This window comes from Rhodobacteraceae bacterium S2214, assembly GCA_025141675.1.
Lineage (GTDB): Bacteria > Pseudomonadota > Alphaproteobacteria > Rhodobacterales > Rhodobacteraceae > Yoonia.
Genome location: CP081161.1, coordinates 2648405 through 2663847 on the forward strand (window position 1 = coordinate 2648405; position 15443 = coordinate 2663847).

Here is a 15443-nt window from a genome sequence, read left to right on the forward strand (position 1 = left end):
GCGGGGAAGGTTTCAATCACAGATCAAGCATCACAGCCTGACCGGTACGGGCGGATTCCTGCGCCGCGAGACCAATTGCAACGGCCTTCATGCCGTCATCTGCCGTGACCTCAACCACGCCTTCGCCGCGCACAACAGCGTTGAACCGCTGGTGTTGGTAGAAGGTCGATCCGTTGTGATCGCCTGCTTCCAACAGCGTTGGATCAACCGGAATTTCAGACGTGAACGGCCCCTTCGGTGCGCGTGGTGAAATGATCAGCTGCGGCACAGGTGGTTCGCCCAGCGCCTTTGGCCAGAACCGCCCCGGTCCGGGCACCAATGCTTCGATCTTGGCCTTAGGGCCTACAGCGCTGATTTCTTCTTGGTAGCGTGATCCTTCGGCGAACATGCACAATTCCAGCATCGCCCGCGCCCCGCCTTTGAAATCGATGATCACATAGCCATGGTCCCAGATGTCCGGCGTTTCGTCGTTGTAGCGTTCTTCAAGGTGATTAAATCCCTGCCCCGCAGACGCCATGACGCGGATTGGTTCGTCCTTGAGGATCAACCGCATCAGGTCGAAGAAATGGCAGCACTTTTCGACCAATGTTCCGCCTGTTTTTACGTTGAACCGGTTCCAGTCCCCAATCTTGGGCAGGAAAGGAAAGCGGTGTTCGCGCACGGTCAGCATCTTGATACCGCCCGTGGCTTGGTCTGCCTGTTCGATCAAGGCCGCGACTGGCGGCATATAGCGGTATTCCATCGCAACCCAAAACGGTGCCGGATATTCAGCCGCAAGATCTGCAATCACAGTGGCTTGCGCGGGATCGGTGTACAGCGGCTTTTCGCAAAGAACTGGCAAGGGCCGTGTCTGTGCGATGATCTTCATCTGATCCACGTGCAGATAGTTCGGGCTGACGATGACCAGCGCGTCGATGTTCTCGAACGCCAGCAAATCTTCCAAGCTGTCCGCCACGTATGCGTCGCCAGCCAATGTCGCGGCGCTTTCCGCCAGATCACGCACCGGATCAAAAACCGCAGTGACCGTCCCATGGGGAAGAAGCCCGATATTTTGGATATGCTCGCGGGCCATCATGCCGCATCCAATTATCCCGTAGTTGACCATTTCCAACGTCGTTACCCTTTTCCGATGCGCGATATGTAGCGCGCCTTGTTATAATCGAACCAAGTCCGGGAAAATTCCGCAGGCGAACCTGCTGCGTCGGAACTGACCCGTTCAATGTATCCAGCCATATCGCCGGTCTGCAGACCAAAGCTGTCATGGCGCCAAGCGGGCACTGGTGCCACGCCAATGTCATCAACCGCAGAGCCGATCATCAGCCCCAGATCATGACGATAAAAATGATAGAGCGACTCGCTCAGGTCCTCGGCGGTTACGGTGTCGCGATACGACCCGTCCAGCCAGATTTCCTCAAGCGCGATCACTTCTTTGTCCAAGGACCGCAGCCGTCTGATCCGATGCCCTTCGGCGGACGGGCCAAAATCGGGCATGCCCGTTTCTTTTGGTAAGCGCGCCACATCCAAAACACGCGCCGTTGGCAAACCGCCCCCGCCTGCGCGTTCCAAACGGAAGAACGCATAGACCGACGCCACATCGGTTTGATGACGCACGTAGTTGCCAGACCCTTGGACCCGTTCCAGCATCCCTTTGTCTGCCAAATCGCCTAGCGCTTTACGAAGCGTGCCGACGGAAATCCCAAGCTCTACCGCCATATCCCGTTCGGGCGGTAAACGCGCCCCGTCGGCCAAATGCCCCGCTGCAATTTCACGGATCAGCATTTCGCTGACTTGGATATACTTTGGTAACGATGAGGCGTCCGCCATCTCGGTCCCTCCCCGGTCCGATTTGATAATTGATCCACCATTGATGCACACAATCTGCCGTGCTAGGCAAGAGGCAACAACACCCAAGGGGAAGTGGAATCAATGACTGTCGTACCAATTACCAGCCCTGATCTTGATGCAGCAGAGGTTTCGTGGTTCTCCGCTTTGTGTTCGGACGATTACCAGTTCCTTGGGGTGCCTGACCCTGATCTGAAATCGTCGTGGGAACATTGCCGCGACATCGCTTTGACGGCTGAAAAGCAGGGCTTTCGCAACATTCTTGCCCCATCGTCTTATCAGGTCGGTCAAGACACTATGTCATTCGTGTCTGGCATGGCGCCGCTCACCGAAAAGATCAACTTTCTGGCCGCGATCCGTTGTGGTGAAATGCAACCGATAATGTTGGCACGGACCATCGCGACCCTCGACCACATGCTGAAAGGGCGTTTGACGCTCAACGTGATCTCATCCGATTTCCCCGGTGAAGTGGCCCCAAGCCCGTACCGCTACAAACGCTCTCATGAAGTCGTGCAAATCCTGCGTCAGGCGTGGACGCAAGACGAGATTACGCACGACGGTGAAGTCTACCAGTTCGACAAAGTCCCTACAGGTCCGGCCAAGCCGTATCAACAAAATGGCGGCCCTCTGCTGTATTTCGGTGGGTATTCCCCAGACGCGCTGGAACTCTGCGGTGCCCAGTGTGACGTCTATCTGATGTGGCCTGAAACGCAGGACATGTTGGAACAGCGGATGAAGGACGTGCATGCCCGTGCCGCCGCCCATAACCGGACGCTTGATTATGGTCTGCGTGTCCACATGATCGTCCGCGACACCGAAGCCGAGGCAAAAGAATACGCCGATTACATCGCGTCTAAACTCGATGATGAATACGGCAAACTGATCCGCGACCGTGCGCATGATTCCATTTCCTTGGGTGTGGCGCATCAGGCGAAGGCCCGCGAACTGGCCGATAAATATGGCTACACTGAACCGGGTCTATGGACTGGCGTTGGCCGTGCACGGTCTGGCTGTGGTGCTGCCCTTGTCGGGTCCACAGATCAGGTTATGTCCAAGATTGAAAATTACCAAAAGATGGGCATCCGGTCTTTCATCTTCTCCGGCTATCCGCATATCGCAGAGGCCGAACATTTCGGCAGCCGCGTGATGCCACACTTGAAAACCTGTTCTTTGCCGCATGCCTACGGGCGTGTGCCAGCAGAAACACCAGCAACGCCACTTGGCACAGGACCCCGTACATGAACCGCGTCGACATTACCAAAGACCTTTCCTTTTCCCGCATCGTTTACGGCATGTGGCGGCTGGCAGAGGCGGATGATACATCCCCCGCGCACGTCCAAGAAAAGATCGAAGCCTGTCTGGCCCAAGGCATCACCACGATGGACCAAGCCGACATCTACGGCGGCTATGAAGCTGAAGAAGTGTTCGGTGCAGCCCTGAAAGCTGCCCCTGCCCTGAAAGACAAAATCGAGATTGTGACCAAGTGCGATATCGTTGCACCTGCCGGCCGCTATGCGGATGCATCTTGCAAATTCTACGACACCTCCGCAGCGCATGTGACCGCCTCTGTTGATCATTCCTTGCGCCTGATGGACGTGGACAAGATCGACACGTTGCTGATCCACCGCCCTGATCCGTTCATGGACCACCATGAAACAGGTGCGACTTTGGATGCGCTTGTAGCGTCCGGCAAAGTCCGGTCTGTTGGCGTGTCAAACTTCAAACTGCATGACTGGACGCTGCTGCAATCTGCCATGAAAACACAGCTTGTGACGAACCAGATCGAACTTTCCCTGACTGCAAACGAAGGCTTCACAAACGGCGACGTTGCATACCTGCAAGAACGCGGTGTGCCGATTATGGCATGGTCCCCACTGGGTGGCGGCGCTTTGCTGACCTCGAATTCTGCGACCCGCGATCTGATGACCGAAATCGGTTCTTCTTTTGGTGTTGATGCAAGCGCAGTTGCAGTGGCGTGGCTTTTGGCGCACCCTGCGAATATCATGCCGGTGATGGGCACCAATAACCTGAACCGGATCAAAGCGTTGTCTGATGCCCTTAAGGTCGAAATGACCCGCGAGCTTTGGTTCCAGCTTTACACCGCAGCCCTTGGCAATGAGGTTCCATAATGGACGCAGGCACAATCGCAACTTTCGACCCCAGCTCTGACCCCGACAGCTTTCGCGGTGCGTTAGGCACCTTTGTGACCGGCGTCACCGTGGTCACAACCGACAGTCCAGAAGGCCCGGTGGCAATTGTGGCCAATAGTTTCGCCAGCGTGTCACTTGATCCACCTTTGGTCCTGTGGTCACCGGCGAAATCGTCCAAGCGGTTCGAACATTTCGCAGGGTCGCGTCGGTTTGCGGTGCATATTCTGGCGGCTGACCAGCGCGATATCTGCGCGGCCATCATCAAATCGAAAACAGCAATCGCTGATATTCCGATGCATCTGTCACATTGTGGCATGCCAATTATCGAAGGGGCGCTGGCCACCTTTGAATGTAACTTGGAGGCCACGCATGACGCGGGCGATCACGTGATTGTCGTGGGCCACGTTACAAAGGCGCACCACCAAGGCGGCGATCCGCTGGTGTTCCACGGTGGCAAATACGGTCAATTCAAACAGATTGATTAAATTGAATGGGCCAGTCGCGTCACAGCGCTGGCCCCTTTCTTTTGGCCTTAAATATCCCGGGGGAGCCGCAGGCGGGGGCAGCGCCCCTACCCCTGTCTAATCAGAACGCCCAAATCAGCGACATTCGTCCCCGTGGCCTCTGTGATCAACAAATCACCCGCCAGCGCCAATGCAGCATAGCTGTCGTTGTTTGCCAACAACGCGTCCAGATCACCACCAGCCGCCGCGATCCGGTCCAGTGTTCCGTGATCCACCAAACCGCCCGCCGCATCTGTCGGCCCGTCACGCCCGTCCGATCCACCTTGCAAACAGCACCAGTTGGTCCAGCCGCGCGCCCGCGCTTCAAGGGCGATCCGTAGCGCTAATTCCTGATTACGCCCGCCGCGCCCTGTGCCCTTTAGCTGCACGGTCGTCTCTCCGCCCCAGATCGTGACACCTGGTCCGGCAGCATCACAAATCTCACGCGCCGCATCAGCGACATCGCCCTCAACCGGATCAAGCACATATGCGTCAGGCCTTTTGGCCGCCATGGCATCAACGCTCAGCGCATTTGATCCGACCAACACATTGTGATGTTTCGGTAAAACCGCAGCCGGGACGTCTTTCTCAAGATGCGCCCTGATCGACTGTGGTACATCGCCCCAAATGCCTGCTTTCTCCAAGATCGCCACGGCTTGGCGCGCTGTGCCCAAAGGGGCAGCGGTCGGGCCACTGGCAATGGTCGACAGATCATCGCCGACGACATCCGACAGGATCAGGGCCGTCACCGATTGCGGGGCAGCCGCCGCCAAAAGCCCGCCACCTTTGATCTTGGACACCTGCTGGCGGACAAGGTTCATCTGCGTGATATCAAGGCCTGCCCCAAGCAGCAGCGCATTCAGCGCCGCCTTATCCGCAAGACTGACCTCATCCACGGGTGCGGGCAGCAAGGCCGACCCACCGCCGGAAATCAATGCCAGTACGGGACCTGTGGCGGCGGCAAGATCAGCCAATACGGCATCAGCGGCTGCAGCGCCGTTTGCATCCGGCACAGGGTGACCTGCTGCCATGATAACGGCACCTGTCAGATCGACTGCATTTTCATAATTTGTGACGACACGCGTTGGAACATTCGGGAAAACGTCCAATGCAGCGCGGGCCATTTGCACTGCGGCCTTGCCCACAGCAATGATCAACGCGGGCGGTGCTACATCAGATATATGTTTTGAAACAGCGGCATATGGGTCAGCAGCCGCTACACCTGCGGTAAAAACAGCCATTAATTCGTCACGTACATGCGTCATCTTGATCCCCTTTTGCGCAGCTTACGTCAGGATAGATCGGACACAAGTCATCAGATCTTCATGGCACAAACATTTGACGCAAAAGACGACTCGCCATATAAGAACAAAATGTGAACATTAACCATTGGAGCCTTCGTGCAGTGCCCACCCCACCCATCACCGTCATCCACCCAAATGCAAAACCGGCATACACAAAAGGATGCGGGCAAACAGGCGACGCTTGGGGAAATCTTTGCCACAGCAGTCGTGGACGGGGCACCAACGGGATTTGCACTGGCGCAAATGCATGGCACCGACAAACCACTGCTATGGGTGCAGGACCGGTTGTCACGACGCGAAGCGGGACGTCCTTATCTGGCGGGGCTCTATCCGGTGCGCGACATCATCCACGTGGACGTCAGTCGGGCGATCGACGTGCTATGGGCGATGGAAGAAGGTCTGCGTTGCCGCGATCTATGCGGTGTGATCGGGGAAGTCTGGGGGGACCCGCAAGCGCTCGATTTCACGGCAACAAAACGGCTCGCACTCAGGGCGGAAGCCAACACCGTGCCCGCATGGCTGATCCGCAGGGCAGCCCATCCCAATCTCAGTGCCGCGCGCGAACGCTGGACAGTCAGCAGCTTGCCCAGCATGGCACTGCCCTACGACAATCGGGCACCGGGGCAACCGCTGTGGCAAGCGGACCTGTTTCGGGCACGCTGGCGCGCACCGGGACAATGGGTGGCGCATTATGATGACAGCACAGGATTGGTACTGCAGCACGGTACCGCAGAAGACCAAGCACAAACACCTGCAATGCAGGCGTAACCGCCCCATCTTTTGGCCCCAAATATCTTCGCCGAAGGCATCAAACCCGCATAACACACGGAAAGATCAAAGATGAAAACCAAGGACAAGCTGCCTGTCCTGCCCTTTTCGCCGCCCAAAGCCAAAGACACCGCCGCCGAAAGCACGACAGGGCACACTCCCTCCCGGACCAATCCGGATATGCTCGCACATGCCATAGAGGCGCTGCGAGCCGCGATGGCCGTTGACCACCACACAAAAGCTGGCCCCGCAAATCAGGACAGTACAGACACCACATGGGTCAGTGATCCCGATAGCTTCACCCCTATCGGTGCGCCAAAATCACCGCCCCCCCAGCGTCTTGCGCAAAAGGTTGGGCGGGTGGGTGTCGCCGCAGGCGCAGTCACACAGCCCAACACCAGCATAGCCAAACCAACACTGACACGCAGGATCACCACGATCCACCTGCCCCGCTTTGCCATGGAACGCTGGGCGCGTTGGGCCGCCACTCAAAACGAAGCGCCCCCTGAAGACATCCCCGCAGCCCTCGCCACCGAAGGGCATCACGGACCAATCATCCACGCCACCAATAGGGCTGCCGAAACCGAAGGTGTGCACATCGGGGCCCGCGTCGTCGATATGCGCGCGCTATGCCCCGACCTGAAGGTGACTTTTGCAGACATCGGCGGCGACCAAAAGGCGTTGGAAAAACTAATGCTCTGGGCACGGCGCTGGTGTCCGTGGACGGCCATCGACGGCCCCGCAGGACTGGTTCTGGACACCACGGGGGCCGACCACCTTTGGGGCGGTGAGGCCGCAATGCTGCGCGATATGGAAGAACGGTTTGCGCGACTTGGCCTGTCCGCCAATCTCGCGGTGAGCCCCACCCATGGGGCGTCTTGGGCGCTCAGCCGGTTTGGCGGGGTGCGTGAAGTCTGTACAGCAGACGCGCTGGCCACACGCATGTCCAACATGCCCGTGCGCGCCCTGCGGTTGACGGGGGACACCGTGCAATTGCTCAACCGGTTGGGGCTCAAATCGGTGGGCGACCTGATGGCTGTCCCACGCGTGTCACTGGCACGACGGTTTAGTCGGGCCGATCTGATCGCCAACCCGCTCTTGCGGCTTGATCAGATGATGGGTGCCCTTGCCGAACCGGTCAGCGCGCAGGAAGATCCACCACGCTTTGTGGTGCAGGCTAATCTGGCAGAGCCTGTGCAAGACCCAACGCCGCACTTGCCCGCGCTGTGCAAAGATCTTTGCGCCCAGCTTACCCAGGCAGGATTTGGGGCACGGCGCATCCAAGTGCGGGTATTCCGCACGGATGGTGAAGTCAGCCACATCGACGTGGCCACAGCCCAAGCCAACCGTGACCCCAATCACCTGCTGCGGCTGTTTGATGATCAATTGGAACGGATCAATCCGGGGTTTGGTTTCGATCTGATCACGCTTGGGGCCACGATGGTCGAAGCCATGCAGCAACGCCAACCGGGGCTTAGCCAAAAGGGGCAGGATGGAGCAGACCTCCCGCAACTTCTGGACCGGCTCACAGCGCGGCTTGGGGCACATGCGGTCACACGCCCAACCCACCACGCCAGCCACCTGCCTGAACGGGCCGAAGTCTGGCAACCCGCACTCCAAAACGCCCAGACGACAAGCAACATGCGGACCAAACGGCCCGCACGGCTGCTTGATCCCCCCGAAGAAATCCGCGTGCTCTACGCAGTCCCCGAAGGGCCCCCGGCCCAATTCGTCTGGCGACGGGTCACGCGACGTGTCGTCCGGTTTTCAGGCCCCGAAAGGATCGCGCCGGAATGGTGGCAGGATATGCCAGGGACACGGCTGCGCGATTACTACAATGTGGAAGACCAGCTCATGCACAGGCTCTGGCTCTATCGGCACGGGGTACTGGGGGATTATCGAGGTACAACACCACGTTGGTTTGTACATGGAGTCTTTGCGTGATGACGCAACCAGCGATGGGGGGCCAGCCCCCCACACCCCCCGAGGTATTTGCGACCAAAAGAATTAGGAGAACATTAACCTTAACCGAATATCTTAGAGCTGCGGAACAGGCGGAGGCGCCGATGGCCGTACCGGAAGAAGGCGTTCTGCCATCTTTTATAGTGGCGGAACGCTGCTCTTCTTTTGGTCCCAAATATCTCGGGGGAGCCGAAGGCGGGGGCAGCGCCCCCTCCCCGCTCGCCGCAGGCGCAAACCCAGACATAGACGATGCCTGAAAACGACCATGCCATTCCGCGCCGTACCGTCCCTTTGGATGGTATTTATACGCCCAATCCCCGCTGCCCCTTTGTTGAATTTTCCCTGACCACCTGCTTTTCATTTCTGCGTGGCGCCTCGGATGCCGTGGATCTGGCCACCACGGCGTGGGAGTTAGGCTATGATGCTCTGGGTTGCGCGGATTGGAACAGTTTTGCAGGTGCCGTGCGCATCTTTTCTGAAGCCACAAGCTGTCAGTTACGTCCGTTCATTGGCACAAGGATCGTGCTGCAAACCGGCGAAGCCTTTCTCGTCTACCCCAAGACCCGCACAGCTTACGGTCAGCTGTGTCGCTTGATTTCCAAGGGCCGGATGCATGATGCCGATGGGCAGTGGCAGGCCAAGGGGCTGTGCGATCTCACGCTGGCCGATCTGGCCGCCCACACTGGCGGATCTGTCGTCATTGCAGTTCCCCCCAAGGCCCTGTCCCGCTTTGCCCGCAGCCTGCCCAAGTTGAAACGCGCCCTGCCCGCGCTTACACATATTGCCGCCAGTTATCATTATCGCGGCGATGATCGTGCGCGGATTAACCGTCTTGATGCGTTGGCGGATCAGCACAAACTGACCCTTCTGGCCACAAATGACGTCCTGTATCACGCCCCTGAGCGTCGCCCATTGCAGGACGTGATGACCTGTATTCGCCAGAAGACCACTATCGCTAAAGCCGGTTACAAACTGCTGCCCAACGCCGAACGTCACCTCAAATCCCCCGATGAGATGATCCGCCTATTTACTGAATGGCCCCACGCGATCCGCGCCACCCGCGATCTGGCCGATCAGATCAACTTCAGCCTCGATGAGTTGCGTTATGAATATCCGTCGGAGGTGATCCCGACGGACATGACCCCGCAGGCCTATCTCGAACAGCTGACGTGGGACGGTGCGCAGGGCCGGTATCCTGATGGGATACCTGACGAAACGCGCGCGACGATCCTCAAAGAACTGGCGATGATCGAGAAAAAGCAGCTCGCCCAGTATTTTCTGACCATCCACGACATCGTCCGTTATGCGCGCGAAGAGGCCAGTCCGCCGATCCTGTGTCAGGGCCGTGGTTCCGCCGCGAATTCTGCTGTGTGTTATGTGCTTGGCATCACGGCTGTTGATCCGGCCCAGCATCAGCTTTTGTTTGAGAGGTTCATTTCAGAGGACCGCGACGAACCGCCCGATATTGACGTCGATTTCGAACACGAGCGACGCGAAGAAGTCATCCAGCATATCTACGCCAAATATGGCCGTCATCGCGCGGGGCTTTGCGCCACTGTGATCCATTACCGCCCTCGTTCCGCCATTCGCGAGGTGGGCAAGGTGATGGGCCTGTCAGAGGATGTCACCGGTGCGCTATCGAAAACCATTTGGGGGTCGTGGGGCAAAGATGTCGATGGCAGTCATGTGTCAGAGGCCGGTCTTGATCTGTCTGATCCAATTTTGCGCCGCACGATCATCGTGGCCCAGCAATTGATCGGGATGCCCCGCCATTTGGGCCAGCATGTGGGCGGGTTCATCCTGACCGAAAAGGCGCTGACAGAGACGGTGCCCATCGGTAATGGTGCGATGCCGGATCGGTCTTTTATCGAATGGGATAAGGACGATATCGACCGGCTCGGGATACTCAAGGTCGATATTCTGGCGCTTGGGATGCTGACCTGCATTCGTAAGGCGTTCAACATGATCGAAGCCCATTACGATCAAAAATGGACCCTTGCCACCGTCCCCCAAGAAGACCCGCGCGTCTATCATATGCTGTGCAAAGGCGACAGTATCGGGGTGTTTCAAGTGGAAAGCCGCGCCCAGATTAACATGCTGCCGCGCCTGCGTCCACGTACGTTTTATGATCTGGTGATCGAGGTCGCGATTGTCCGTCCCGGTCCTATTCAGGGCGATATGGTGCATCCCTATTTGCGCCGTCGAAATGGGGAAGAGGTGATCTCGTACCCTGCCCCCGCCGCCCCGCATGATCCGCAGGAATTGAAAAAGATTTTGGGCCGGACCCTCGGCGTTCCCATCTTCCAAGAACAGGCGATGAAGATCGCAATTGATGCTGCGAAATTCTCGTCCAAAGAAGCTAATGAATTGCGCAAGGCGATGGCGACCTTCCGGTCCAAAGGCACGATTGGGTTGCTCGAGGATAAGATGGTCGGGCGGATGGTCGAACGTGGCTATGATCCGGAATTTGCCGCCAATTGTTTTAACCAGATCAAAGGGTTTGGCGAATACGGTTTCCCTGAATCCCATGCCGCCAGCTTTGCCCAGTTGGTTTACGTGTCGTCGTGGCTGAAATGTCATTTTCCGGATGTCTTTTGTGCCGCCCTGCTCAATTCCCAGCCGATGGGGTTTTATGCCCCTGCACAGCTTGTGCGCGACGCCCAAGACCATGGCGTCGAGGTGCGGCCTGCGGATGTGAATTTCTCGGATTTCGACACCACGTTGGAACCAAAATCCACGGGTGGTTGGGCTGTGCGTCTCGGGTTACGCCAGATTGGCGGTCTGCGTGCGGATGCCGCCGCAAAGATCATGCACGCCCGTGATCGGCCGTTTGAAGACATTCCCGACCTGCAAAAACGCAGCAAGATCACGGCCCCGATTGTCCGCCGCTTGGCCGAAGCCGACGCGATGCGATCCATGTTCATCGACCGCAGGCAGGCGCTGTGGGAAGCCAAGGCGCTGCGCGATGCCCCTGATCTACCATTGTTCCAAGATACGCGCGATGAGGGCGCAGAGATCACAGTGCCCTTGCCCGTGATGCCTGTGTGCGAACAGGTCGTCGCCGATTACCAGACCATGCGCCTGTCGTTAAAGGCGCACCCGATGGCCTTCTTGCGCAAATCCATGCGCAAACAGGGGTTTATGGATACCGCACAGCTGAAAAACGCCCGCCCGTGGCAGAAGGTCAAGATGGCCGGCCTCGTGTTGATCCGCCAGAAACCGGGCACCGCGAAGGGCGTGTGTTTCATCACGATTGAGGATGAAGTCGGTGTGGCGAACCTTGTCGTCTGGCCCAAGATGATGGAGGCCTACCGCAAAACCGTCATGCAATCGCGGCTGTTGATGATCGAAGGCTACGTGCAGCGCGACGTTGATGTGATCCATGTGGTCGCCCAACATCTGGTGGACCGGACCGATGCGCTGATGCGGCTGGCCCCTGAAGGGCACGACGCGGATGGCGACCAAAAGCAACCTGCACCAGAACCGCGCACCCATCCGCGCAATGTTCGTATCATCCCGAAAAGCCGCGATTTTCATTAAAGGTTTCGTCTTGCCACTGCGGTCCAATTTCTGTCTTCTGCCGCCAACAACAAGGCAGGCTCATGAAGATTTTCTCTGACAAGTCACGCGCCCCGCATTTGGGCGTTTATCCATCCGAACGGCTCGCCCGTGTCGACGCAATGCCGCCGCTGGATATCGCCCCGCTGGCCCCGCTCGATTTTCATCGACCGGAAGACCCCGAAAGCATCGTCAATGCGATGGGTGAATTTCAGGCGATGATGGATGCCATTCGCGGCGGGATCGTGAATAGCACTGTCGCGGATATTCCCGTAGACTTGATGGAACGCGCGAACCACCTGAAATCATTTGGGTATTTCTCGGATGCGAGCATGGTGGGGATTGGGCCACTGACCGATGCCTGCCGTCTAGCCACGCCGACACGCAACCCCGACATTGCCCGATTGGCCGAAGCGTTGAAGACCCGCCAGACCAAGACATTGGCCGCTGGTATCGACATGATCATGGCCGATCTGAAGGAATCGATGCAGGCCGCCCCCGTCCCGATTACGGACCACACAACGACGCTTGTGTTCTTGCAGGAATACCACCGCGACCCTGATCCCTACGAGCCGGGCAGCGACTGGATCAAGGATGCGCAGGCCCATCGTGCCTGTCTGCGTGCGACCGAAACCGCGACGGTTCTCGCGAATTATATTCGGTTGCTGGGATGGGATGCCCGCGCCCATACCGCCACAACGTCGGACGTGGATTTGCAACGCTGTGCGGTTGCGGCAGGGCTTGCCACGATTGAAAATGGCACGTTGGTCGCCCCTTGGGTCGGCACTCGCTTTGGTCTTGCTGCAATCACCACGACCATGCCTTTGGCGCACGACAAACCGCTTGCCGCAATGGCAGATCAACCGTGGTTCAAAACGCAAGGCCCTGCGTGGTGGACCGGTTACGGCACGCAGAAATCGGCGTTCAACCGCGATCCATACGCCAGCCGTCGTTATGCGGAAGGCGCGCATCCGTTCGAGAAGCTCAAACGCGTGGCCGACCCGACTACCTATATCGACGAACCCAATGTCGCCCGCGTCCCGAAACGTGGTGATCTGTTTGCGCGGGCGCAATTTGGCGACATGGGCAAGAAAACGCAGGACGCGATGAAGGGCGGGATGCATGTGCGCAAAGCCGCCCCTGCCGCCGCGCAACGGCGTGCTTTGGGCGCGTTCACATTGCTGCAAGACGGGGACTCGCGCGCGGTGCATCGCCCGACCGACGCCCAACGCAATGCCGCGAATATCAAAGCGGCGTCGTATTTTTTGGGCGCAGATGCGGTCGGTCTATCGCGCTGCCCCGAATGGGCGTGGTATAGCCATGACGCGATTGGTACGCCGATTAATCCCACACATGATCAAGCGATTAGCATGATTATTGATCAGGGGTTCGAGACAATGGATGGGTCATCCGGCGATGATTGGATCGCTGTGGCGCAGTCGATGCGGGCATATCTGCGGTTCTCGCTCATTGGCGGCGTGATCGGGCAGCATATCCGCAACCTCGGGTACAAGGCGAAGGCGCACACGGTGATTGACGGCGAAGTGCTACAACCGCCGCTGCTGTTACTTGCTGGTTTGGGAGAGGTGTCGCGGATCGGCGAGGTGATCCTGAACCCCTACCTCGGGCCGCGTTTGAAATCGGGTGCCGTGACCACCGACATGCCGATGGATCACGACCTGCCCATTGATTTTGGCCTGCAATCGTTCTGCGAAAGCTGCAACAAATGTGCCCGCGAATGTCCGTCTGGTGCGATTACGGCTGGGCCGAAACGGATGTTCAACGGTTACGAGATTTGGAAATCCGACAGCCAAAAATGCGCCACCTACCGGATCACGACAGACGGCGGTGCGATGTGCGGGCGGTGTATGAAGACCTGCCCATGGAACCTTGAGGGGCTGTTCGCAGAGGCGCCGTTCCGTTGGGCCGCCAGCAACATTCCGGCGGCGGCACCTGTGCTGGCCAAGCTCGACGATATGGTTGGCAATGGCGGTCTGAACCCCGTGAAAAAATGGTGGTGGGATATTTCGCTGCACGAAGACGGCGGATACAAACCAACGCCTGATCCGGTGAATACGCGCGATTTGCAGGTCGATCTTGATTTGAAATTCGAAGACCAGACGCTGGCGGTGTACCCTGCCCCATTGGCCCCACATCCGTGGCCCTATCCTGATCCCATGAACCGCGAAAAAGGGATTGAGGCCTATCACGCGATGATTAGCGCAGACGCGTACAAGCTGAAATCGGCGAAGGGCGAAACCGACCATATCCATCGGTATGTCGTGCCGACTGATGCGCCCGTGATTGCGGTGCGCGTGTCACGCGTTGAGGTCATGACCGACAGTGTGACGATGTATGAATTCGAGACCCTCGACGGCAGTGAATTACCGGAATGGCAGGCTGGCGCGCATCTGGATATCGTTGTGGCCCCCGAACTGCTGCGGCAATATTCCATGTCAGGTGATCCGAAAGATCGCAGTAAATATCAAATTGGCGTTCTACGCGAAGATCAAGGGCGTGGCGGGTCCGCGCTGCTGCACAGGATTTTCAGCGAAGGACGGCGGGTTTTCATTTCCAAGCCGATCAACCATTTCCCGCTGAACGAGGACGCGCCGAAAAGCTACCTGATGGGTGGCGGCATTGGTGTGACGCCAATGATCGCCTTTGCGCACAAGCTGCATGATCTGGGGCGCGATTTTGCGCTGCATTATTCCTGCTCTGCGCGCGAGAATGCCGGTTATCTAAATGAACTTGCTGCGATGCCTTGGGCCGATAAGGTTCATCTGCATTTCAGCGCGGACGACACCCGTGCCGATCTTGATGTTATCCTGGGGAATGCGCCGACAGGCGCACATGTCTATACCTGCGGTCCCGAACGTTACATGACGGCGGTCATGGATGCTGCGATCAAATCGGGATTCCCCGAAGAACACAGGCATCTCGAATATTTCAATTTGCCAGATGTGCCCGACTACGAAAACCATCCCTTTGTCATTCAATTGAAAGACGGCCGTCAATTGAACGTGCCAGCGGATAAATCTGGCACCGATATTTTGCAGGACGCGGGCGTGCCAATTGATGTGAAATGCAGCGATGGATTGTGTGGCGTATGCCAGTGTGGCTTAATTGCAGGGGACGTCGAACATCGCGATTTTGTACTCTCTGCGAAACAACGCGAGACACGGGTTATTTTGTGCCAAAGCCGTGCAGCAAACGAAAACGGCGTGATCGAAATCGACCTTTAAAGGCGAGTAAGGTCGCGTCATCAATCCGGGTGATCGCGCCTAAACGCCAGCAAAATCAAACCAATGACCAGCAGCCAAAACGCTGCGGTTAGGAAATAAACACTAATTAGA

At 57.8% G+C, this 15443-nt stretch carries 10 protein-coding genes; 7 read left to right on the plus strand and 3 right to left on the minus strand.

All coding sequences use genetic code 11. The features are described 5' to 3' along the window. Nucleotides 1-16: 16 nt before the first annotated feature. Nucleotides 17-1105: a Gfo/Idh/MocA family oxidoreductase gene (locus K3729_13270; GenBank protein UWR01055.1), complete on the minus strand. Its 1089-nt coding sequence runs from the start codon at nt 1103-1105 to the stop codon at nt 17-19. Nucleotides 1106-1116: 11 nt separating this feature from the next. Then, nucleotides 1117-1824, minus strand: a complete 708-nt coding sequence (locus K3729_13275; protein ID UWQ98417.1) for a GntR family transcriptional regulator — start codon at nt 1822-1824, stop codon at nt 1117-1119. Between the two features lie 102 nt (nt 1825-1926). On the opposite strand from K3729_13275, the gene K3729_13280 reads away from it, so the two are divergent. Genes K3729_13280 through K3729_13290 form a run of 3 tightly spaced genes read left to right on the plus strand, consistent with a single transcriptional unit; the run spans nt 1927 to nt 4477 of the window. Next, on the plus strand, nt 1927-3084 hold the full coding sequence (locus K3729_13280) for an LLM class flavin-dependent oxidoreductase (GenBank protein UWQ98418.1): 1158 nt from the start codon (nt 1927-1929) through the stop codon (nt 3082-3084). Continuing rightward, nucleotides 3081-3971 carry an aldo/keto reductase gene (locus K3729_13285; protein UWQ98419.1) on the plus strand — a complete coding sequence of 297 codons (891 nt, stop codon included), beginning with the start codon at nt 3081-3083 and terminating at the stop codon, nt 3969-3971. Before K3729_13280 ends, K3729_13285 begins: the two co-directional genes overlap by 4 nt. After that, entirely contained in the window at nt 3971-4477 is a 507-nt protein-coding gene (locus tag K3729_13290; GenBank protein UWQ98420.1) for a flavin reductase family protein, read from the plus strand. The genes K3729_13285 and K3729_13290 overlap by 1 nt, the downstream gene beginning before the upstream one ends. Nucleotides 4478-4563: 86 nt before the next feature. On the opposite strand, the gene K3729_13295 is transcribed toward K3729_13290, so the two are convergent. Next, entirely contained in the window at nt 4564-5760 is a 1197-nt protein-coding gene (locus K3729_13295) for a DUF4147 domain-containing protein (protein UWQ98421.1), read from the minus strand. A gap of 174 nt (nt 5761-5934) precedes the next feature. Between K3729_13295 and K3729_13300 the strand changes: the two genes are divergently transcribed. The 4 genes from K3729_13300 to K3729_13315 all read left to right on the plus strand — a co-directional run bounded on the left by K3729_13300 (nt 5935) and on the right by K3729_13315 (nt 15332). Further along, nucleotides 5935-6567 (plus strand): hypothetical protein, encoded by a 633-nt coding sequence (locus K3729_13300; GenBank protein UWR01056.1) that lies wholly within the window; start codon nt 5935-5937, stop codon nt 6565-6567. A 180-nt stretch (nt 6568-6747) separates the two neighbouring features. Next, complete coding sequence (locus K3729_13305; protein ID UWR01057.1) at nt 6748-8511, plus strand: DNA polymerase Y family protein; 1764 nt, start codon at nt 6748-6750, stop codon at nt 8509-8511. Between the two features lie 267 nt (nt 8512-8778). Then, nucleotides 8779-12069 carry an error-prone DNA polymerase gene (locus K3729_13310; GenBank protein ID UWQ98422.1) on the plus strand — a complete coding sequence of 1097 codons (3291 nt, stop codon included), beginning with the start codon at nt 8779-8781 and terminating at the stop codon, nt 12067-12069. A 62-nt stretch (nt 12070-12131) separates the two neighbouring features. Continuing rightward, the gene (locus tag K3729_13315) at nt 12132-15332 is read left to right on the plus strand and encodes a 4Fe-4S dicluster domain-containing protein (protein UWQ98423.1); all 3201 of its coding nucleotides are present in this window, start codon (nt 12132-12134) and stop codon (nt 15330-15332) included. Nucleotides 15333-15443: the final 111 nt, after the last annotated feature.